Source organism: Brachyspira murdochii DSM 12563, from assembly GCF_000092845.1.
Taxonomy (GTDB): Bacteria; Spirochaetota; Brachyspiria; order Brachyspirales; family Brachyspiraceae; genus Brachyspira; species Brachyspira murdochii.
Map to the genome: position 1 here is coordinate 308,802 of NC_014150.1, position 22,850 is coordinate 331,651.

Here is a 22,850-nt window from a genome sequence, read left to right on the forward strand (position 1 = left end):
GCTTGAATTTAGAAATAACAGCTATAATATTATAGCTTTTAAAAAACTACTTTAATTATTAAAGATTATTTTAGTAATTAAACATATTTAGAAGTTTTTATAAACTCTATCCTCAAATATTAATAAGTTTTAATAAAATACAACCAAAAAATTTAAATACACTTCATTTCTCTAAAGTTCAAACAAAAAATAATATTAAAACATACTAATTTATACTATATACCTATAACAATTATAATTTGTCAAAAAATAAAATCATATTTTGTTTTTAATTATACGTCCAGCCAGCAGCTCTTTTACCGTATGCTCTATGTACTACTGCGAACAAATAAAGTACATTAAAATATACTATACAGCATTAAAAAATTAAAGAAAAATTGATAAGCTATATCTGCTTAGGTATACTAAATAATATTATTGACAGAAAATAATTTTAAATATACAATACAATTATATGAGATAAACATATGGGGGTATATATGAAAAAGTTATTTATTATATTATTGCTGTTTAATGCTCTTTTGTATTCCAAAACTTTAGATGAATACTTGTTTTCAGCTGTAGAAAATAATAATATAAAAAAAGTTAAATCATATTTAGAGCAAGGTGCAAGCTGTAATGCATTAGATTCTTATAATAGAACGGCTTTAATAAATGCTTCTGTAAGAGGATATGATGATATAGCAAAATTACTTATAGAAGAAGGTACTGATGTCAATATTCAAGATAAAGCAGGTGCTACGGCATTAATGTATACTGCTAGAAATACAAATTATGAAATGGCTGAAGTTTTATTAGAAAATGGTGCTGATGTAAACATTAGAGATACAGCAGGAGAAACTGCATTATATTATAATATTGAGCATAATAGTTTCGGACAAGAAAATGAAACAGAAAATGCTATAAAAATACTTAATTTATTAATAAAATACGGTGCTGATGTAAATACTAAAAACGATAAAGGAACATCTCTTCTTGATGTATCCTATAGAATTTCAGAATCTTTTGATAAAAATAAAGAAATGTTTAAAATATTAGTTGAAAATGGTTTTGATTTAGAGTCAAGAATAAAGGCGGATAGATCTGATTATGATTATACTCCTTTAATGATTGCTGTTTATAAAAAAGATTATGATATGGTTAAATATTTGCTTGATAAAGGTGCCAATCCTAATACATCAAATAATGAAAACAAAACAGCTTTAATGATTGCTATTGCTAATGATAATTTTGATATTTCAAAATTACTTATACAACAAGGTGCCAATATAAACACAAAAGATGAATATGGTTATACAGCATTAATGAGAGCTGCTATGATAGGAAGCTATGAAATGGTTAAATTTTTATTAGAAAATGGTGCCAATATAAATACTAAAGATAATGATGGAAACACTGTATTATATTATAATATTCGCTATGATCATTATGGAAAAGAAGAAATGCTAGAAAATGCTAAAAAAATATTTAATTTATTAATAAAATATGGTGCTGATGTAAATACTAAAGACAATTATGGAGCATCACTTCTTAATGCAGCTTATAGTTTAGAAGGATTGACACCAAATAGAGAAATGTTTAAAGTATTAGTAGAAAATGGTTTTGACTTAGAATCAAGAATAAAGGCTGGGGAGGATTATCCTGCTGGTTATGATTATACTCCTTTAATGATAGCAGCTTTAAGAAATGACTATGATATGGTTAAATTTTTAGTTGAAAAAGGTGCCGATGTAAATGCCAAAACACATTCTGAATATAGATCAGTAGTAACTCCCCTATTACTCTCATTAGATTATGAACATATTGAATCTAGATATGATGAAAATTCATCTGTTGCAGAATATTTAATAAATAATGGTGCTGATATAAATGTAACAAATGAGGATGGAGAGACACCTTTAATGTATGCTTCCAAAGTTCATAATATAAAAGTGATAGAACTTCTAATACAAAAAGGTGCTGATATAAATGCTTTCGATAATTATGGAAATACAGCCTTAATATATGGTGTAAATAATTTAGAAACAGTAAAATTATTAGTTGAAAACGGTGCAGATGTAAACTTTTATAAAGGAGGAAGTACTGCTTTAATATCAGCATGTGAGTATAGTCATGAAAGAAATATAGATGTAATAAAATATTTAGTTTCAAAAAAAGCCAATATAAATGCACAAGATAATGAAGGAGACACAGCTTTAAATAAAACTCTTGATACTTCAGATGAAGGAAGTATTGATATACTAGACTTTGAAATAGCTCATTTTTTAATAGAGCAAGGTGCTGATGTAAGCATAAAGAATAAACGAGAATATACTCCTTTGATATATCTTGGTATGGGTGAAGGTAATTTTAATAATAAAAGTTTTCAGGAATATCGTATAAAATTAGCTGAAGTTTTATTAGAAAAAGGTGCAGATATTAATGCTCAAGATTATGATGGATACACTTCTTTAATTTGGGCTTGTTCAAGAAAATTTGATGAACCATATGTTAAATTTCTAGTAGAAAAAGGAGCCGATGTAAATATAGAAAATGACCATGGAGATACTGCTTTAGATATGGCAGAGTATTTTAAACTTAGAAAAATTGCAGGTATTCTAAAAAAAGCTCAAAGAAATAGAAACTAAATTTTGATGATTAAACTTGTAACTTTATAGTTAATTTAGTATAATAAAGTTATGAGAAGTATTAATGTTTTGAATGACTATTTTATGCGTTATATGTTTGCCAAAGAGGGGCATGAGCATATTTTACTTAATTTAATTAATGCGATAAGAACTGATTACAATCAAGAGCCTTTTGAGGAAGTTAAAGTTCTTAATACTTTTAATCTAAAAGAAACAATTAATGATAAGCAGTCTATAGTTGATGTACGAGCTATTACAAAAAGCGGTGAAACTGTTTTAGTGGAAATACAAAGAGTAGGAAATCAATCATTTGTTTATAGAAGTTTATATTATTGGGCTAAAGGTTATATATCTAATTTAAGAAATAATGAAAAATATAATGATTTGAAACAGGTAATAGTCATTAATATATTAGACTTTAATTTGTTAAAAGATATAAACAAAGAACATAGCTGTTATGTAATAAAAGAACTTGAAACTAATCATATACTAACTAATCATCTGGAAATGCATTTTCTAGAACTTCCTAAATATTTATTTTCAAGTTCTAGATTGACAGATGAATTATATGCTTGGTTTTATTTTTTAACAATTAAAGAAAAAAGAGAAAAAATGGAGGAAATTATGGAAATGTTAGTAAAAAAAAATCCTATAATGAAAGAAGTTTATGATGAATATAATAAATTTGTAAATACAAAAGATTTATTTGACAATTATACTGAATATGAAAAGAATTATTTTGATATGTTAGCTTTAAATGAAGAAAGAATAAAAGGCAGAGAAGAAGGTCTTAAAGAAGGTATTGAAAAAGGTGAGAAAAATAAAGCAATATCTATGGCTAAAAATATGAAAAAAGATAAAGTAGATTTTAATACAATCTCTAAATATACAGGATTGAGTATAGAAGAAATAGAAAACCTATAATAAAATATATAAAAAGTTTTTATCCTATCCATACAGAAATAATATAACTAAATATGAAATATAATGTATAAATATGCTATTATTAAAAATAAAAAATCTTTAGTGCATATCTACATAATCAGTTTATAAGTTAATTAATAAATAAAAAATTTTTAATAAATTCCATTTTATTATATAATATAATCAATGTTTTAAAAATTATATTTAGGATTTATTAATATGAACAAAATAGAAAACTATTTTTTACAGCATAATAAAATAAAATTCTCAAATGTTGTATTCAGCCAGCATAATAAAAAAATAATATTAAGAAATCCAAAAAAAGCACAGCAAGCAGTAAAAAAAGAAGAAAAAAATATTACAAATAAAGGTATAGAATTGATGAAAGAAATAAAAAATGAAGATTTAAAAAAGATATACAACGAAGTAGAGAAATGTATGAAATGTGAGGCATTATGTAATAGCAGATTAAATGTAGTATTCGGACGCGGTGATGAGGAGCCTGATATAGTATTTGTGGGAGAGGCACCGGGAGCAGACGAGGATAAACAAGGACTTCCATTTGTAGGAAGAGGAGGAAAACTTCTTGACAAATGGATTGAAAAAATGAATATCAATAAAGAAAAATACTATATAATGAACGCTCTAAAATGCCGTCCGCCTGAAAACCGAGATCCTTTGCCTGAAGAAAAAGCTAATTGCAGAGACTTCTTTGTTCGTCAATTACAGATACTTAATCCTAAAATAATATGTGCATTAGGACGTCATGGATTTGGTAATTTAATAGATTTTGACTTAAAAACACCATTTGGAAAAGCTAGAAATAAAGTACATTACTACAGTAATAATGGAAAAGACGTACCTGTAATAGCAACTTATCACCCTGCTTATATATTAAGAAATCAAAAAGAAGAGGATAAAGTAATATCTGATTTAGAGTTTATGTTAAGCGAACTTGAAAAAATTAGAAATAAATAATAATATAATTAAAATAATTTAGGAGATTTATTTGAAAAAGTATTTAATTTTAATGCTTATAATATGCAAATGTCTTATGGCTAATTCATTTGACAATATAGAAGATGCTTCAAGTTATGAAACTTATGAAAATATAGAATATTCCAATATTCCAAAAAAACCTACTATATTTGATTGTATAACACATGATAATAAATTACCATACATTATATCAAGCATAGACAGATATTTAGAAAATGATAATGATATAAACAGTACAAATAAAAACGGCAATACATTATTAATGGAAGCTGTATCTATAGGATATTATGATTTAGCAGATTACCTGATAGATAAAAATGCTGACATAACTATTACAAATAATAAAGGTGAAAATGCTTTGATATTATCTGCCAATTATCCGTATATATTAAATCTTCTTATAAATAATAACGCAAATGTGAATATTGCTGACAATAACGGTAAAACTGCACTTCATTATGCATGCGAATACGGAGATTTATATTCTGTAAAACTACTAATAAAAAGCGGTGCTGACATTAGTAAAAGAGATATTTTAGGAAAAACAATACTTATGTATGCCGTTGAAAATGAGCATTTAGATTTAATAAAATATTTAGTAGAAGAATTAAAAGTTGATATCAATGAAAAAGATGACTGGGGACAAAATGCTGTATTTTATGCTACGAAAATAGATATAGCAAGGTATTTAATATATAATAACATAAACTATACAGAGCCAAATTCAATAGGGCTGCGTGCTTATGAAGTTATGAAATATAACGGATATATTAATGTATCTACATATGTGCAGAAGCTAGAAAAAAGAAGATAAACTCATAAAAATATCTTTAAGTATTTTTTTTATAAACCGAGAATATTTACAGTATATTGGAGTTGATATGAATATTAAAGTTATTTTATTGTTTGTAAGCATAAATATGCTGCTTTTTGCACAGTATACCTCAGTAACTAATAATAACATATTAGTGAATACAGGCGAAGGAAGAGTTGATTATACCACATATACAATATATGCCGATGCTACAGCAGACTTTTTAACAGATACTCGTCTTCACCCAGAAGCACTTCTTATATTACAGCAGCAGGCAGAAGAAGAAACTATAAAAACACTATATGATACACTAGGAAATATACCTATAAATAGTGAGGATACTATCTATAGTATGATAGAAGAAAATAGAATACTAAAAGAAAAAGTTGTAAGCTCTATCAATAATGCAAGACTTGTAGGAATATCCTACCCTACTAGAACAAGTGTTAAAGTGCTTATGGCTTTGGATATCACTACAAATAATTTAATGTATGATTTGGTGAATAATATAAATGAATACAAAACGGAGCCTATAATAACATATTTTGACACAGGTACAGACTATGACAGCCTTGTAATAGATGCCAGAAATATAGGATTTACCCCATCATTATTCCCTACAGTATACGATGAAAATGGAAATGAAATATACAGTATAGCATACATTAATAAAAATGTTGCCGCTACTAATGGATATATCACATATTCTACAAATTCTTTCCTAACAAATGCTAATATTACAAATATAATAGGTCAAAAACCATATAATGTGGTTGCTTGGAGAGCCAGAGGAAGACTTGCAAGCGATTTGGTTATAGGAAATGAAGATGCAAGTATCATTATGAGCAGTACAAATTTAAAAAATGCTATAAAAAATTGTAAAGTAGTATTCATAATTGATTAATTTTTTGTTCATTTTTTTGTAAAAATATGGTATAGTATCATAGTATATATATTTTAAGGCTGCACATATGAGCATTGATAAAACTTATATAGATGATATTTTTAAAAAACACCCATATATAGACAATATAAAAAAATATGTTTATAATGAAACTGAAAATATAGATTTCAATCCTAAAGAAATAGAATATTCAATATCAAATAATCATATCATATATTCAAAGCTGCTAGATTTATATACTGTGAACAAAGAAGATAACAGCTTAATCAGACTATTTAAAGTTATATCTATGCATGACATAGAAAATATATATATATTTGAAATACTTATAATAAATATAGTATCTGGATTAAGTATAAAAGAAGCTCTCTTAAAATGCATATCTTTAAAAAAAATTAATAATTGGAATAGAGAATATAAAAGGCATTCATATCATATTAACCCTATTTCTAATGAAGTAATGAATGCAAAAATGAACACATTTATATATTTATATTATGCCAAAAAGTATTTCCCAAAAGAAACTGAACATTACATAGATGATATATTAAGTTCAAATACAGAGAATATTATTTCAGAATACAAAGAAGATATATTAATACCTTTAATGGCTTCTGCTCAAAAAATATATTACGGAGATTACAGTAATATAGATAAACTCCTTGAATACTCTGATAAGGCAGAATACTTAGATGCTATACTTTCTTTAATATTGGTTATAGATAGAGACGAAAAAATTCAAAATAAATTTTTATTTTTATTTGAAAACAAATTATTAAATGAAAATAAAGATTTACTTATAAACTTAGCCTATTTAGTAAGATTGTTCTTTCTTACAAGAAAAAATTTAATAACTAAATTTCAGGATAAAAATTTTAATGAGTTTTTAGATTATTTGGACAGCTTTAAAATACCTAAATATTTTATATTTTTGGTAAAATATTTAGATTATAATGTATTAATAAACTCCAACAAAATCTTTTACGGAATAAAATTATTATATCAAAAAGATAAAGAAGCATTTTATAAACTTTCTGATATCTTAAAGCAAGTTGAAATACCGTATATCATAGAAATAAAATCAGTATTAACATGCATACTTTTAAATGCAAAAGATGACAAAGCAGATATAAATGTACTAGAAAAAAGTATAGATTATTTTATAGCAAATCTAAAAAGTGAAATAGAAAAAATATATGGTAAGAAATCAGATAATATATTTGAGCTTTTAGAAAGTATAGATAAATATAACATAAATATTACACTTAGTAATGAAATAATATTTGCAGCAAAAATTATTTCATTAATGTACGACTATAATGAAAAGGCTAGAAAAATAGTAAGAGCTTTATTAAAATCTATGCCTTATAATCTTGCTATACCATTAATGATTAAAGATAGAAAAGAGTTTTATAATATAAAATTAAAAGAAATATTAGAATATCTTGAGGGATATGATTTAGATTTAAAAGATTTAATAATAACATATATTTACAGCTACCCTATATATATATTTAAACAACAGTATATTCTTAAACTTATAAACAAACATACTGATTATGTAATAGATTTATTTCATGATAAAAAGTTTTTGAAAGCAGTTTCACATAAAAGTTATGCTTTAATAGATTTTTTAGAAATGTTATACAAAAAAGATAAGGCTGCTTTAACAAATTATTCGGCACTATGCTATGTACTGCATTTAAAAGATAAAGAAGTATTAAAATGTGCTTTGGAATTGATAGAAAAAGATGAGTACAATTCCAGACCTTATGTAGAAAGCTCTATACATGCCTATAGGGAAGATGTACAGTTTCATCTAAAGAATATCATAAAAAGATGGAACTATAACAGAAAAAGTTTTAAATTCCAAACAATAAATGATGTAATACAATATATAGATGATTATTATGATTATAATTATGAACATATGATTGATTTTATAGATAAGGCATTGATATCTGATGTAGTTTTGAGAAAGGATAAAAACACAAAAGTACCTGTAAGAGTAATGAAATATATACTTCTTGAATACATGCTTCTTGAAGAGCCGTATAGAATAAGAGATATAGATAAAATTGCTGATTTATTTGACATGCCTTCTTTTAGAGCTGCTCTTGAGAATGTATACAGATACTGGATAGATAATGGTGCTGATGAAAATAAAAAGAATATTATTATACCATACTGTATTTATGCTGACTACAATCAAATAGTAAATTTATACGACAGAATAGAATACTGGCATGATAATTTCAAATCATCTCTAGCAGCATATATAATACCTGCAATAGCTATGAATGGTGAAAAATTTGCTCTTATGATAATAAATAATATTATATATATGTCAAAGAACAAAAAATTAAAAAATGCTGCTATAGAATCATTCAAAAAAGCATCAGAATGTTTAAATATACCTATAGACAATTTATTTGATAAAGTTCTTCCAAATTTAGGATTTAATACTGAAAGAAACAAAATTATCAATTATGGCAAACAAAGTTTTACACTTCAGCTTTTAAGCGATTCATATTTGGAAATAATAGATAACTCTAACCACAAAATAATAAAAGAACTTCCAGATGCTATAGACGGAGATGATGAAGAGAAAGTAAAAAATGCCAAAATGGATTTAGTTAATATACGTAATTCATTAGAGGCTATAATTACATATCAGAAAGAAAAATTAAAAAAAGTTATGTTTAACGGAAGAAAATGGGATTATGAAACTTTTTTTGAAGTATTTGTAGAAAATCCAGTTATGCAGTATTTCACTCTTGCATTTGTTTGGGGCGTATATGATGAAGATAATAATTTAATAGAATGCTTCAGGTATATGGAGGACGGATCTTTAATTTCAATAGATGAAGATTTATATGAACTGCCTAAAAACATAAAATATTATATAACATTATATCACCCTATTGATAAAGATGAAGACTATCAAAAAATTTGGGTTTATCAATTAGAGCTGTATGAAATAAATCAGCCTGTAGAACAGATAAAATTAAAAAGATATTTTCTAAAAGAAAGCGATATAGAAAATGATGCTATAGTTTGCTTAAAAAATAAGCAGTTGTCTTTTGAATATATGGAAAAATTATCTAAAGAATTAGATATGAAAGTTGAATATTTTGAAGAGCATGTATCATATTATTTATTAGATGATGTGCTAAAAATAGCAGCAGAAATAAACTGCAGTCTTTATGATGAAGATATAGAAATTGATAATATAAAGTTTTATAGGTTAGAAGATCATAACAGATTTGGAGTTAATATACACCCTCAAGAAATATCTCATAGATTTATAAGCACATTGATATATTATTTATCACTTGGTTTTTATGGTTAACAATACATCTTTATCAGCAAATACATCTATAAGAACAGCTATCAAAAATGATTTAAGGCTTAACTATCAAACTAGACTATGGCTTGATACTATATCTTCAAGTGCTGTAGAATTAAAAGAAAAGATAGAAAAAGCAATGGAAGATAATCCGTTTTTGGAGTATGATATAAAAGATAAATACACTTCAAAATCATCATCATCAGATATTGACTCCATAATAGAAAATACTGCCGCAAACGGAAAAGAAAGTTTATTCTCGCATTTGAAAAGTCAGATAGAAATAAGTTTTAAAAGTAAAAAAGAAATGGAGCTTGCAGAGCAAATATGCAGTTTTATAAATCATGACGGATATCTAAAAATTACAAGCGGAGAGATGTCTAATATACTTAATGCTTCAGTTTCAGAAATAGAAAAAATAGTATCTGTAATAAAAACTTTTGATCCATACGGAGTAGCTGCCAAAGATATTAATGAATGTCTTTCTATACAATTAAAAATGAAAAAAAAGGAAGATTTAAAAGAAAACGGATTTCTATATGATACAGCTATTGACATAGTAGAAAATTATTTAGATAAACTCTCTAAAAAAGACTATGATTATATAGCCTCAAGTATAGGTGTAGAAAAAGATACAGTTATAAAAGCATTAAAACTCATACAAACATTAGAACCCTACCCCGCAAGGGAATACGATACTTCTGCTGTAAAATATATAGTTCCAGAACTTTTTATACTAAAAGAAAATGGAATTTGGATTGTAAAAACAGATGAAACTTTTATACCCCCCTTGAAAATTAGCAAAAAATATATTAAACTATTAGATAGAGAGAAAAGTAAAGATAGTATAAACTTTTTGAAAGAAAAAAAGAAAGAAGCGGAAAGCCTCATAAATGCAGCAAATGAAAGAAAAAAATCTTTATTAAAAATAGGCGAAGCTCTGCTTAAATTTCAGCTCGATTTCTTTGAATACGGCAAAGAGTTTATTAAGCCATTAACTTTAAAAGATATGTCTTTAGAAGTTAATTTAAGCGAATCTACTGTAAGCAGAATAGCTAATGGTAAATATCTCAATACTGTCTGGGGTACTTTTTCTATAAAATATTTTTTCTCTAGGGCTATAAATGGCGGGCTAGGCTCAAGAGGTGTAAAAGAAATTATTAAAAGAATTATAGAAAACTCTCAGGCTAAACTAAGCGATGAAAAAATTAGATTAATACTTAAAAGCGAAGGCATTGATATATCAAGAAGAACAATAGCCAAGTACCGAAAAAGTATGAATATTTTTTCATCAAGAAATAGATAATACAAAGGAGACTTTATGCATCAAAATATTATTGGAAAGAACGTAAGAATTACTAAAAATGTTAGAGAACATATAGCAAATAAGATGCAAAATATAAAAATACATGCTGATAGAATAATAGACGCCAATATTATCTGTGATTATATGCATGGAGAATATACTGTACAGGGAACTATTGCTTTCGGTAAAAAAGTATTTCATGATAAAGAAAAAGAAAAAGACTTATATGTAGCTATAGATGCTATGTTTCAAAAAATAGAAAGAGAAATAAGAAAATCAAAAGAAAGAAACATAGATAAAAGCCAAAGAGCTGTTGTAGATAAAAGTATGCAAAATGATGAAGAAGATAATGCTTATTCTATAACTTCTGCAGGAATATATGAAAAACCATTAGATGAATTGGATGCTGTGCTTCATTTCAAAAGTGATAAAAAACCATATATGGCTTATCTTCCTATTAAACAAGGCGATGACCTATACAGTATAAAAATAGGAAAATTTCCGGTATTCCTATTTAAAAATAATGACAAAGTATTAGAAGTATATTATAATGATGAATACTGGAACATAGATGAAGTAAGTGTTACTCCAGACAACAATATAGATGCAAGCAAAAGTGAAAATTATCTTATTAAAGAATACAATGTCAGCGAAGCAGTTACATATTTAACTGAAAATACTGATAAAAAATTTGTTGTTTATATAAGCAGCATTACAGAACAAGCAGAAGCATTATACAAAGAATCTGATAATTCATTTGTATTAATAAGAATGTTTGATATTTAATTTATTTTAATTAATAAAAACCATTTTGGAGGGAATAATATATGAGTTTGATAGATTATATAAATAAAGAATCTATAATGATAGATGTGCAAGAGACCGAGAAAGAGCGTCTTCTCTCTAAAATGGTTGAAAGATTAGACAGCTCTGGTTTGCTTGTAAGTAAAGATGATGCTGAACATGCTATTATAGCAAGAGAGCAGCTAATGAGTACAGGAGTCGGAAACGGTATTGCTATACCGCATGCTAAAACTGATGCTGTAAAGAATATAGTACTTAGTGTGGCAACAATAAAAAACGGGATAAATTACAAATCTGTAGATAAAAAAAAGGTATTTGCTGTATTTATGCTGCTTGCCCCTAAAAATTCGGCAAGTGAAAATTTAAAAGTATTAACTGCAATAGCTAAAATATTAAGAGATAATCCGCATTTCTTAGAAAAACTTATCAATGCTGAAAAGCCTGATGAGATTATGGAACTTATTGCAAAAGAGGAAATGAAAATATAATGCCTAAAGTATCAATATCAAAATTCCTAGAACTTAATGAAAAAAGAAACAACTTCTTAAAAATAAGGCGTTTAACAGGTTTTGTAGGCATGGAAAATGAAATATCCAGCTGCGATATAAACAGACCCGGTATGGCATTATTCAAATACTTCAAAGACTTTGCATATGACAGAATACAAATATTTGGAAAGGGGGAGGCTAATTATGTGCTTACCCTTAATGAAGAAAATAAAAAAGATGTATTTGAAGAAATGCTTAGCTATAAAATACCTATATGTATATTTACCTATAACATAACACCGCCTGAAATATTTTTAGAAATTGCCAAAAATAACAATATATGTGTTATTATAAGCGAATTACAAACAGCTGATATGATAAGAGGGATAGATACATTAATAGAAGAAGAATTTGTGGAATCATTTACTATTCATGGCGGACTTGTAGAAGTTTTCGGAGTTGGAGTTTTAATACTTGGTAAAAGCGGTGTTGGTAAAAGTGAAGCTACTTTAGAATTAATATCTAAAGGGCATAGACTTATTTCTGATGATACTGTAGAGTTCAGAAAATTGAGAGACGGCAGAATAATAGGCAAAACTAATGAGTTTATAAAGCATAATATGGAAGTGAGAGGAATCGGAGTTGTTGATATAAGCCGATTATCTGGTATGAGTGCCATTAGAGATAAAAAGAGACTTGATTTAATAGTAGAACTTGAACATTGGAAAGATGATGAACAGTATGACAGAATGGGGCTTTTTGAGAAAACATACAATATGTTAAACACTGAAATACCATACATAAAACTCCCTGTACGTTCTGGAAGGAACATATGTATATTAATAGAAACTGCAGCAAAAAATTTCCGTCTCAAACAAATGGGTTATAATAGTGCTAAAGAATTAGACAAGGCATTAATCGCTCAAATAGAGAAAAAAAAGGCTAATAATTCAAATAAATGATTTTTAATTAATTGTTTTGATTTTTATTTTCTGATTCTATTTTCAAATACAAAATATCATTATTATCTCCTGTAACAGAGGTAAATCCATTAATTATAGCCATTTCTATAAATCTGTTTGGAGATGAATATTCAGCCTCTTCAGCACTAAGTACTTTTACTTCTTTCTCTAAATGCTCTATTTCTTTATCCAAAGCCGAAATTTCTTTTAATATATCATTAGCCTTAACATTCCTAGCAAATGTAAATATACTTATAATTATCACAAATATAACTATAACAATAAATACAGATCCTATAGAATAGGTTTTATTTTCTTGTGTATTCTGCTGTTTATTCATTTACATATCTCCAATAAGATTATATTTTTTATTATTTTACATTTTTATTAATTGTACAGCTCTCATCTTAGCACTTCTGCTTGCAGGATTTGATTTTATCTCATCATTTGTCGGAAGTTTAACCTTATTATTTAATAATTTAAATATACCATCTTTATTTTTTGTTTTTTCATTTTCCTTAAAAAATCTCTTTACTATTCTGTCTTCCAAAGAATGATAGCTTATTATAACCGCTACCCCATTATTTTTTAATATATTAGGTATATTTAATATAGACTTTTCCAATATATTAAGCTCATCATTAACCTCTATTCTAATAGCTTGAAAAACTAATGTTGCCGGGTGAATTTTACCGTATCTCTGAGATTTATCAGTATTATGAAATATAATGCTTTCAAGTTCTTTTGATGTTTCTATTTTTCTTTTATCTCTCTCTTTTACTATTATTCTAGCCATTTTCCTAGCGTTACTAAGCTCTCCGTAATCTCTGAACACTCTTTCTAGCTCTTCTTCGCTGTATCCGTTTATAACATCATAGGCACTTTTTTCATTAATACCAAGCCTCATATCAAGCATTGTATTATCTTTAAAAGAAAAACCTCTCTCTGCTTTTTTAAAATGAAATAAAGATACTCCCAAATCATAAAGCATAAAATCAGCATTTCCTATTACTTTTTCATCAAGACATTCCATCATCTTATCATATGTATTATTATAATAATGAAAATTAGGATAATCTTTCAAACGTCTTTTAGCTATATCAAGTATTGTACTATCCCTTTCAAAACTATGCACTTCAAGATTTAAATCCAGCATAGCTTTAGTATGCCCTCCCTCACCTAATGTGGCGTCTATAACTATTTTAGCATTTTCTGGGATATAACTTAATACTTCTTTAAGCATAACAGGCGTATGCACTATATTTAATTCAATATCGTTATCCATTACTAATATTATCGGAACAAATATCATTAAAATAATTTAGTTTTATAAAATATAAAAACAAACTAATTTTATATAAATAATCATAATTTACAATATTAAACTCACTTCAAAATTAAATCCATTAATATTTATAGTATTTTTTACTGTAGTATTATAACTTATTTAATACCGCATTAAATTACAAAAGCTTACTATTTATTTTATGAAAAAAAAACTATGCTTTTATAATATAATATAAAGAAGTTTTAGATACAATATTTTCATCTACTTTTAAAACAAATCTATTGACTTTTTTATATATTAAATTATCATTTAAGTAAAATATTTAATAAAAGGATTTATATTATGGGAAAACTAGGAAGAGTTCTATGGTTAATATTCGGTATTTTATTAATAATATCAGGTATAGCTACAATGTTTAATCCAATAGAAACAGTATTAATGCTTGCATATGTTATAGGTTTTTTGACAATATTCTCTGGAATAAGTTCAATATTTTATTTCTTTGGCTTGAAACATAAATCAGGTTCTACATTGATTTTACTTGATGGTATAATATCTGCTTTATGCGGTATTATAATAATTTCTAATCTGCAAATAAGCGGTGCTTTTGTACCTTATATAGCTGCTTTTTTTGTAATAGTAAGAGGAGTTGTTGCAATATCATCTTCAATTGAATTAAAAAAAGAAGGATACAATCAATGGGGACTTCCAATGATAAGCGGAATACTTACATTACTAGCCGGAATCATATTAGCTTTTAATCCGCTGCTTGGTGCTGTATATGTAAGCGTTGTTCTTGGATTATCTTTAGTGCTTTATGGTATAATAACATTACAGTTATGGTTTGCTTATGGTAAGTTCTTTAAAATATAAAAATATATTGATTTTATTATTCATTCTGTTAAAATAGACGTTAATTTAATTGTTGGGAGCAATATCTATGTTTCAAAGGAATATAAACAGCACGTTATGTTTTTGTAAAAATATAAAATATAAAGAAGTAATAGAAGCAATCAAAGAAAAAGAACTTAAAACTCTTGAAGAAGTTATGCATTGCACAAAGGCTGGAATTACCTGCTGGAGTTGCCGAGGAGACATAAAAGACTTACTAGCAGAATATAAAGAAACAGGTGATATAAAAATTGATGAATGATAATAAGTTTATATGTCAATGCAAGGAATTATCATTAGAAGAGATAGAAGTACTAAAAAAAGAATATGGCATTGACACTTTAAAAGAAGTAGTAAAAAAAAAGGCTGGAACTGCCTGCGGAGGATGTCGAAATAAATTAAAAGATCTTTTTAAAGACAGACTTAAATAAATTTTATTATACAAAAAAGGAATAGAAAATTAATTATTATCTATTCCTTTTATATTATTATTTTTTATACTTTATTATTTTAAAGCTTCATATATAGCCTTAGCATTAAGTCCGTATTTATTCATAAGCTCATCAACAGTTCCAGATTCCCCAAATGTATCTTTAATACCAAGTCTTATTAATTTGCAAGGGTATTCATCAGTTAAAACTTCAGATATAGCAGAACCAAGCCCGCCTATTATAGAATGCTCTTCAACACTAATTAATTTACTGTGCTTTTTAGCCATATCAACAACAACTTCTCTGTCTATAGGTTTTATAGTATGTACATTAACAACAGTTACAGATATTCCGTCTTTTTCAGCCATTTGAGCAGCTTCTAAAGCCTCAGGAACCACAATACCAGAAGCAAATATACATATATCTTTACCTTCTCTTAATACATTAGCTTTACCAATTTTGAAAGGAGTATTTTCATTTGTAATTATATTTGTAGCAGGTCTTGCCATTCTTAAATAACAAGGTCCGTCAAACTCTGCAGCAGCAAATACAGCTTTTTCAGCCTCTAAAGCATCGCAAGGCACTATTACAGTCATATTTGGTATAGAACGCATAATTGATACATCTTCTACAGCCTGATGGCTAGCTCCGTCTTCGCCTACAGATATACCAGCATGAGTAACTGCTACTTTAACATTAAGTTTAGGATAACAAATAGAGTTTCTAATAATTTCAAAAGCACGTCCTGCACCAAACATAGCAAATGTAGAAGCAAAAGGTATTTTACCATCTATAGCAAGTCCGGCAGCTGCTCCCATAATATTTTGTTCTGCTATTCCCATATTAAAAAATCTCTCTGGAAAAGCAGATTTAAAAATCTTTGTCATAGTAGAGCCTGATAAATCTCCGTCTAAAACTACAACATTTTTATTTATTTCTCCAAGGCGTTTTAAAGCCTCACCATAAGCATTTCTTATTGCCTTTTTTTCCATAATATTAATTCCTTAAATATTTATTATTTAATTAATCAAGTTTATTTAATTCTTCCATAGCTCTTTCATATTCTTCTTTATTAGGAGCTTTACCATGCCAGCCTGCAGCATTTTCCATAAATGAAACTCCCTTCCCTTTAACAGTTTTAGCTATTACACATTTAGGCTTACCTGATACTTTTTTGTTAAATATTTCTTCAAGTTCTGCCTCATTATGTCCGTCAGCTATAAATGTTTCAAAACCAAATGCTTTCATTTTGGCTTCTAAATCACCCAAACTCATAACATCATCATTTTTACCATCTATCTGAAGACCATTATTATCTATTATTAATGTATAGTTATCAAGTTTATAATTAGAAGCAGCCATTGCTGATTCCCAAAAACTGCCTTCCTGTGCCTCTCCGTCGCCTGCTATAGCAAATATTTTACCATTTTTTTTGTCTAATTTATATCCTAAAGCAGTACCAACTGCAATACAAACGCCCTGACCTAAAGAACCTGTAGAAGCTTCAACACCCGGCAAATGTTTTTTATCTGGGTGCCCCTGAAGTCTTGAACCTAATTTTCTGTAAGTTAAAAGTTCATCTGTTGGAAAATATCCTCTATGTGCTAATGTAGAATAGAGTACAGCTGAAGCATGACCTTTGGACATTATAAGTATATCTCTTCCGTCCATATTAGGATTTTTAGGGTCTATGTTCATAATCTTAAAATATAGTGTATGCATTATCTCTACCAATGATAATGAGCCGCCTATATGACCAGAATTGGCATTATAAACCATACTTACTATATCTTTTCTTATCTGAGTATTTAATGAAGACATAATAATTCCTTATAAAATAAAATTATATTAGATGATATAATAAAATTTTATTATTGTCAAATAAAGTATTTTGATAATGATTTATTAATAACATTGATATTTATTTTTTATTACGTAACTTTCTTAACGCAACAAATATCTGCCTGCAGCATAAAAATAACTTGGGATTATCATATTAAAAGTAAACCCCAAGTTATATATAAAAAATAATTTATTTAGTTTCTTAATTTAAAATATTCTATTGCTTTAATAAGCTCATTAGCTTCATTTAATAATGACTCAGATGCTGAAGCAGCTTCAGTAACTAAAGAAGCATTTTTCTGCAATGCTGAATCCATATTATTAATAGCTATATTTATTTGTTCTATTCCTTTTTCCTGTTCCTGAGCTGCTGTATTTATTCTGTCCATTAAAGAGGAAGCATTGTCCATCTTTTCAGATATTTCCATAAATATATCTTTAGATTCTTTAACACTTTTTGCTGCTAAATTAATTTTTTCATTACTGTCAGTTATTAATGAAGTAATATTTTTTACTGATTCCTGAGTATTTTGTGCTAGGTTTCTTACTTCGCTTGCAACTACAGCAAAACCTTTTCCCTGATCACCGGCACGTGCCGCCTCAACTGAAGCATTTAAAGCAAGTATATTTGTCTGAAAATCAATATTTTCTATAAGTTTGGTAATATCCATAATCTTATTGCTTGACTCATAAACATCATTCATTTTGCTTACACTGTCTTCTACTATTTCTCCTGCCTTGTTTAAATGCTCCTTCGCCTCTGATACCATAGAGGTACTAGTTGCAACATTTTCTGCTGATTCTTTAATAGCACTAGCCATTTGATTCATTGATGCTGCTGTCTCTTCCAAACTAGAAGCCTGAGATTCTGTTCTTTCAGATAAATCATTATTTCCTATTAAAACTTCATTAGCAGCAGTAGATACTTGCTCAGCTGAGTTTTTTACAGTATTAATAACTTTGTTAAAATTATTCATAGCTTTATCCCAGCCTCTGGCTATATCACCCCATTCATCTTTTCTTTTATCAAAATGCTTAGGAATACCTCTAGTTAAATCACCATCAGACATAGCCAAAATATCTTTTGATAATGCTGATATTATATTTGAAACTTTTCTTCCTATTATGAATGGTACAATCAATACTAATGCTGCAATAATAGCAATTAATACTATAATAAGTACATTTCTCATGATATAGCTGTCTTTCAATATTACCTCTCTTGCAGAAGCCAATTCTAAACACCAATAAACTCCTTTAGATATCTCTATTGGTGCAAATGCATAAACAAGATTTTCACCAGAAACACTGCTATGTGCCTCTATTAATAATAATTCACCTTTTTTAATACTATCAAATACTCCATAATTTTTATAATCAGGATATACTTCATAAACATTTTTAGAAACATTATTCATATTATAATTATCATACACTACAAGACCATTTTGATCATATAATGCTGCTGTTGTATCTTCAAATGGAATAATATTTTCTAATATAGAAGTAATAGAATCTATAAATATATCTACATAAATAACACCTATAAATTTATTATCCGGCATTATAGGTATGCATAAAGTAAATAACACAGTATCAGCATTAACTGTAGAATTATAAACTCCAGATACATATGTTTGACCAGTTCTTTTTGGTTCTGTATAGTAGTCAACATTAAAAGTATCTATTGATAAATATGCTTCGCCGTTTCTTGATATATAATAATTAAATCTGCCATTAGCAGCTCTGTACTCTGAATTTGTATAATCTGAATCATTATCAAGAGCATTAGGTTCAAAAGCTATTGAGAGACCATTTATATCATCAGGAAGACTATTGAAAAATACAGATGTTAATTGTTTATAAGTTTCTCTATCTCTGATTCCTCTTCTATATAGATTTTCTAAATTTATCTTTAATCCTAATGAACTATATAGATCTTTTTCTATACCAAACTTTATATTTGAAGCCTCTTTAAGAGAAGTTTCTTCTAAAACTTTATATGAGAGTTCTTTGCTTATTTTACCTGCATACATTTGTATAAACAAATTTGAAGCTATGATAATAAGTATAATCGGAACTAAGATTATAAATGTAATTTGAAACTGAAGTCCCATTTTTTTAAACATACATACACTCCATTATATAAACTTATATATAACAATAATATAAAAAAATATTTTACCATATTATAGATAAAATATTTTATATATTAATTAGATTGCAGTGTGTTTATAATACAATTAATCACAAAATAATACTCCCATTTGTCATAATAACATAAAATTTAATAATGTCAATAATATTATAAGAAATATATTATTTATTTGACATAGCATTAATAATATCTAATTTTTTTTTATTTACACTTCTAATGCTTATACTTCTATAATCTTTTTTTCCTTTAGTTTTTATATCATTAATATAATACTGTTTAAGAAGCCTGTTATTTTCTGCAAATAAAACTTTAATTTTTTTATTTACACTTTTTATATAATGTTCAATGCTTAAAGCTATATTTACACTATCAACTTCCCAAGCCGATAAAAATTTTAATGGCTTATGACTTCTTGTATAATTAGCACCTTTACCATTTTTATGTTTTGTAAATCTGTTAATAAGATCATTTGTAATTCCTGTATAATAACAGTTATCCTCGCAAAGTATTATATAAACATACCAATAATTATTATTTTCTTTCATTTTATTATATCGCTTATAATAGTATCAACATCTATATATATATCATTATTATATTTATTAAAAATATTGCATACATTATTATAATCTTCTATTGTATCAACTGTAGTTCTTAAATCCGGCATGGCAAAACTTTCAGTAACTTTCGGATTTTCTATTTTAAACTTATCGGCATGTCTATAATGGTACTGTGTAATATGTTCATGCTCGAAAGGGTCTTTAGAATTATCATCAGCATATTTTAATGCTTCATAATTAATAACTTCAACTCCGCTACCGTAAGGAAGTAAATCATAATGGCTTAAATCTGCATTTTTATCAATATGATAATCAACAATCATATCCAATGCCTTTATGCTCACTAAAGGATTATCGCCTGTAGCACGCACAACTATATCGGCATTAAACTTTTCTGCAGCTTTAGTATATCTATTTAAAACATCTTCTTCGCTTCCTACAAAATAACTGCATTTAAGTTTATCAAATATATTTTTAAAACTATCATAAGATTTTTCTTCTGTAGCTACAACTACATCATTAGCTTTTTTTGAACTTCTCAATCTCTTTATAATAAGCTCAAGCATACTATCGCAGCCAGCCATGGGTTTCAATGCTTTTTTTGGAAGTCTTGTAGAACCAAGCCTCGAAGCAAGAATAATAACTATCTTTTTCATTTTATTTTTACTCCTAATTAATACAGAATAATAAAAATAGAAATATATTAGGCTTGTTTCAAAACTAAATTTATTTATGATTGTGGGGACTAGCCCCCACACCCCCACTTCTTTTGGACGCTGTCCGCCCGTGGCGTGACACAAAGAAGCAAAAAGACTGCATATTTACATATTAAAATGATAAAATATACAACATGTAAAACATTATGTTTATAATTTTAAAATTAAATAATTTTATACTTAATCTTGTAAAGTAGTTTTGAAATAAGTCTATTATATATTTTTAACTAAAGCATTAATTTTTATTACGCTAGCCCATAACTCTTCAACTTTACTCAAATCAAATATAGTTCCAGAATCAGAAGGGCTTTTATCAGGATTAGGATGCACTTCCATAAACACAGCATCCACTCCTAAAGCAGCAGCAGCTTTTAAAAGTGCAGGTATAAACTCTCTAGCCCCTCCAGACTGTCCGTTATTGGCAGAAGGCATTTGCAAAGAATGTGTGGCATCATACATAACAGGTGCATAATTTTTCATTATCTCTAAGTTTTTCATATCTACTATAAGGTTACCATATCCGAACATAGTACCTCTTTCACATAAAAAAAACCTTTTTTCATCAATGGCATCAGAGCATTTATCCGCTATATATTTGCAGTCATAACCGCTTATAAACTGTCCTTTTTTTACATTAACCGCCTTTTTAGTTTCGCATGCCGCTCTAAGCATATCTGTTTGTCGGCACAAAAACGCTGGAATCTGCAGAAAATCTACATACTTAGCAGCTTCTTCAGCATCAGTAGGTACATGTATATCTGTTATAGTTGGAAGGTTAAATTCCTTTCCGGCATCTTGAAGTATTTGAAGCCCTTCTTTCATTCCAAGTCCTCTGAAAGATGATAAAGAAGTTCTATTTGCCTTATCAAAACTCCCCTTTAATACTAATTGTATATTTAATTTATCTTTTATCTCTTTTAACTTTTTTGCTATAGTCATAGTCATCTCTTCGCTTTCTATAACGCATGGACCTGCTACAAATATTAAATCTTTATTTTTATTGGTTATACCTTTATAGTCGAAAATCATTATTATATCCTTAAAAAATATTATGCATATAATACAATATTCATTATTAAAGTCAATTAAATATATAAGCCGATTATTAAATAATTTTTTATGAAAACAATATTTACTTAATTATAAAAATAGTATATAATCGGACTAAATATTATATTGGGAGATTATTATGATTAAATTAATAGAAATGAAATATAATTTAGAAAATATAGATTTTTATAAAAAGTTATATAATGATGCTTTTCCTAAAGAAGAAAGATGGTCTTTCGATATGATTTTAGAAAATAAAGGTAATAATAATTATAGACTATATGCTGTATTAGATGATAATACACCTATTGGACTTACTATGATTTGGTATTTAGATAATTTTAATTTCGGAGAATATTTAGCTATAGATAAAAAAGTAAGAGGAAAAAAATACGGCTCTGAAGTTTTAACAAAAATACTTGACATGCTTAAAGATAAATTAATAGTTATAGAAGTAGAACCTTATGAATTGAATGAAACAGCCCAAAAACGTATAGAATGGTATAAAAGATTCGGATTTATATTAGCAGACTATGAATATGATATGCCTTCTTTAGATGAAAATAATAAAATATCATCTATAAAAATGAAAATAATGACAAGCAGAAAATTAAAAAACAAAGAAGAACATGATAATATCACAAAAACATTATACAATACTATTTACAAACCCAGACTAGATGAAGTTGATAAATGGAAATAGTTTTAATCAAAATAATGATGATATAAAGCTATTG

22 protein-coding genes are annotated in these 22,850 nt (G+C 27.1%); 14 read left to right on the forward strand and 8 right to left on the reverse strand.

Annotated elements, in window-relative coordinates; genetic code table 11:
* The first annotated feature begins 479 nt into the window (after positions 1-479).
* The 10 genes from BMUR_RS01180 to hprK all read left to right on the forward strand — a co-directional run bounded on the left by BMUR_RS01180 (position 480) and on the right by hprK (position 13,177).
* Positions 480-2,627, forward strand: coding sequence for an ankyrin repeat domain-containing protein (locus BMUR_RS01180; protein ID WP_013112763.1), 2,148 nt, complete (start codon positions 480-482; stop codon positions 2,625-2,627).
* 51 nt (positions 2,628-2,678) lie between these two features.
* On the forward strand, positions 2,679-3,551 hold the full coding sequence (locus BMUR_RS01185) for an Rpn family recombination-promoting nuclease/putative transposase (protein ID WP_013112764.1): 873 nt from the start codon (positions 2,679-2,681) through the stop codon (positions 3,549-3,551).
* Positions 3,552-3,770: 219 nt separating this feature from the next.
* Positions 3,771-4,529 (forward strand): uracil-DNA glycosylase, encoded by a 759-nt coding sequence (locus BMUR_RS01190; RefSeq protein WP_013112765.1) that lies wholly within the window; start codon positions 3,771-3,773, stop codon positions 4,527-4,529.
* 76 nt (positions 4,530-4,605) lie between these two features.
* The gene (locus tag BMUR_RS01195) at positions 4,606-5,364 is read left to right on the forward strand and encodes an ankyrin repeat domain-containing protein (RefSeq protein WP_041750035.1); all 759 of its coding nucleotides are present in this window, start codon (positions 4,606-4,608) and stop codon (positions 5,362-5,364) included.
* 67 nt (positions 5,365-5,431) lie between these two features.
* Positions 5,432-6,268, forward strand: a complete 837-nt coding sequence (locus BMUR_RS01200) for a hypothetical protein (protein ID WP_013112767.1) — start codon at positions 5,432-5,434, stop codon at positions 6,266-6,268.
* Positions 6,269-6,335: 67 nt separating this feature from the next.
* The gene (locus BMUR_RS01205; protein ID WP_013112768.1) at positions 6,336-9,620 is read left to right on the forward strand and encodes a DUF4132 domain-containing protein; all 3,285 of its coding nucleotides are present in this window, start codon (positions 6,336-6,338) and stop codon (positions 9,618-9,620) included.
* Positions 9,613-10,923 carry an RNA polymerase factor sigma-54 gene (gene rpoN / locus BMUR_RS01210; protein ID WP_013112769.1) on the forward strand — a complete coding sequence of 437 codons (1,311 nt, stop codon included), beginning with the start codon at positions 9,613-9,615 and terminating at the stop codon, positions 10,921-10,923. Before BMUR_RS01205 ends, rpoN begins: the two co-directional genes overlap by 8 nt.
* A gap of 15 nt (positions 10,924-10,938) precedes the next feature.
* A complete protein-coding gene (gene hpf / locus BMUR_RS01215) occupies positions 10,939-11,709 on the forward strand; it encodes a ribosome hibernation-promoting factor, HPF/YfiA family (protein WP_013112770.1) in 771 nt (256 codons plus the stop codon).
* Between the two features lie 41 nt (positions 11,710-11,750).
* Entirely contained in the window at positions 11,751-12,215 is a 465-nt protein-coding gene (locus tag BMUR_RS01220) for a PTS sugar transporter subunit IIA (RefSeq protein WP_013112771.1), read from the forward strand.
* A complete protein-coding gene (gene hprK / locus BMUR_RS01225; protein ID WP_013112772.1) occupies positions 12,215-13,177 on the forward strand; it encodes an HPr(Ser) kinase/phosphatase in 963 nt (320 codons plus the stop codon). Before BMUR_RS01220 ends, hprK begins: the two co-directional genes overlap by 1 nt.
* A 7-nt stretch (positions 13,178-13,184) precedes the next feature.
* Here the strand turns inward: hprK and BMUR_RS01230 are convergent, their stop codons facing one another.
* Both BMUR_RS01230 and rsmH read right to left on the reverse strand, forming a co-directional pair.
* Positions 13,185-13,517, reverse strand: a complete 333-nt coding sequence (locus BMUR_RS01230) for a hypothetical protein (protein ID WP_013112773.1) — start codon at positions 13,515-13,517, stop codon at positions 13,185-13,187.
* A 36-nt stretch (positions 13,518-13,553) separates the two neighbouring features.
* Positions 13,554-14,462 carry a 16S rRNA (cytosine(1402)-N(4))-methyltransferase RsmH gene (gene rsmH, locus BMUR_RS01235; protein ID WP_041749964.1) on the reverse strand — a complete coding sequence of 303 codons (909 nt, stop codon included), beginning with the start codon at positions 14,460-14,462 and terminating at the stop codon, positions 13,554-13,556.
* A gap of 345 nt (positions 14,463-14,807) precedes the next feature.
* Between rsmH and BMUR_RS01240 the strand changes: the two genes are divergently transcribed.
* The 3 genes from BMUR_RS01240 (at position 14,808) to BMUR_RS01250 (ending at position 15,787) form a co-directional block, all read left to right on the forward strand.
* Positions 14,808-15,338 (forward strand): HdeD family acid-resistance protein, encoded by a 531-nt coding sequence (locus BMUR_RS01240; protein WP_013112775.1) that lies wholly within the window; start codon positions 14,808-14,810, stop codon positions 15,336-15,338.
* A gap of 67 nt (positions 15,339-15,405) precedes the next feature.
* Positions 15,406-15,618: a (2Fe-2S)-binding protein gene (locus BMUR_RS01245; protein WP_013112776.1), complete on the forward strand. Its 213-nt coding sequence runs from the start codon at positions 15,406-15,408 to the stop codon at positions 15,616-15,618.
* The gene (locus BMUR_RS01250; RefSeq protein ID WP_013112777.1) at positions 15,611-15,787 is read left to right on the forward strand and encodes a (2Fe-2S)-binding protein; all 177 of its coding nucleotides are present in this window, start codon (positions 15,611-15,613) and stop codon (positions 15,785-15,787) included. The genes BMUR_RS01245 and BMUR_RS01250 overlap by 8 nt, the downstream gene beginning before the upstream one ends.
* A 74-nt stretch (positions 15,788-15,861) precedes the next feature.
* Here BMUR_RS01250 and BMUR_RS01255 read toward each other — a convergent pair whose 3' ends face one another.
* From BMUR_RS01255 to kdsA, 6 genes are all read right to left on the reverse strand, one after another.
* On the reverse strand, positions 15,862-16,779 hold the full coding sequence (locus tag BMUR_RS01255; protein ID WP_013112778.1) for a transketolase family protein: 918 nt from the start codon (positions 16,777-16,779) through the stop codon (positions 15,862-15,864).
* 31 nt (positions 16,780-16,810) lie between these two features.
* Positions 16,811-17,608, reverse strand: a complete 798-nt coding sequence (locus BMUR_RS01260; protein ID WP_013112779.1) for a transketolase — start codon at positions 17,606-17,608, stop codon at positions 16,811-16,813.
* A 215-nt stretch (positions 17,609-17,823) separates the two neighbouring features.
* Positions 17,824-19,758, reverse strand: a complete 1,935-nt coding sequence (locus BMUR_RS01265; protein WP_013112780.1) for a methyl-accepting chemotaxis protein — start codon at positions 19,756-19,758, stop codon at positions 17,824-17,826.
* A gap of 190 nt (positions 19,759-19,948) precedes the next feature.
* Positions 19,949-20,332, reverse strand: a complete 384-nt coding sequence (locus tag BMUR_RS01270) for a GIY-YIG nuclease family protein (protein ID WP_013112781.1) — start codon at positions 20,330-20,332, stop codon at positions 19,949-19,951.
* Positions 20,329-21,003, reverse strand: coding sequence for a cytidylyltransferase domain-containing protein (locus tag BMUR_RS01275; RefSeq protein WP_013112782.1), 675 nt, complete (start codon positions 21,001-21,003; stop codon positions 20,329-20,331). Before BMUR_RS01275 ends, BMUR_RS01270 begins: the two co-directional genes overlap by 4 nt.
* A gap of 273 nt (positions 21,004-21,276) precedes the next feature.
* On the reverse strand, positions 21,277-22,092 hold the full coding sequence (gene kdsA / locus BMUR_RS01280) for a 3-deoxy-8-phosphooctulonate synthase (protein WP_013112783.1): 816 nt from the start codon (positions 22,090-22,092) through the stop codon (positions 21,277-21,279).
* Positions 22,093-22,252: 160 nt separating this feature from the next.
* On the opposite strand from kdsA, the gene BMUR_RS01285 reads away from it, so the two are divergent.
* The gene (locus BMUR_RS01285; RefSeq protein WP_013112784.1) at positions 22,253-22,816 is read left to right on the forward strand and encodes a GNAT family N-acetyltransferase; all 564 of its coding nucleotides are present in this window, start codon (positions 22,253-22,255) and stop codon (positions 22,814-22,816) included.
* Positions 22,817-22,850: the final 34 nt, after the last annotated feature.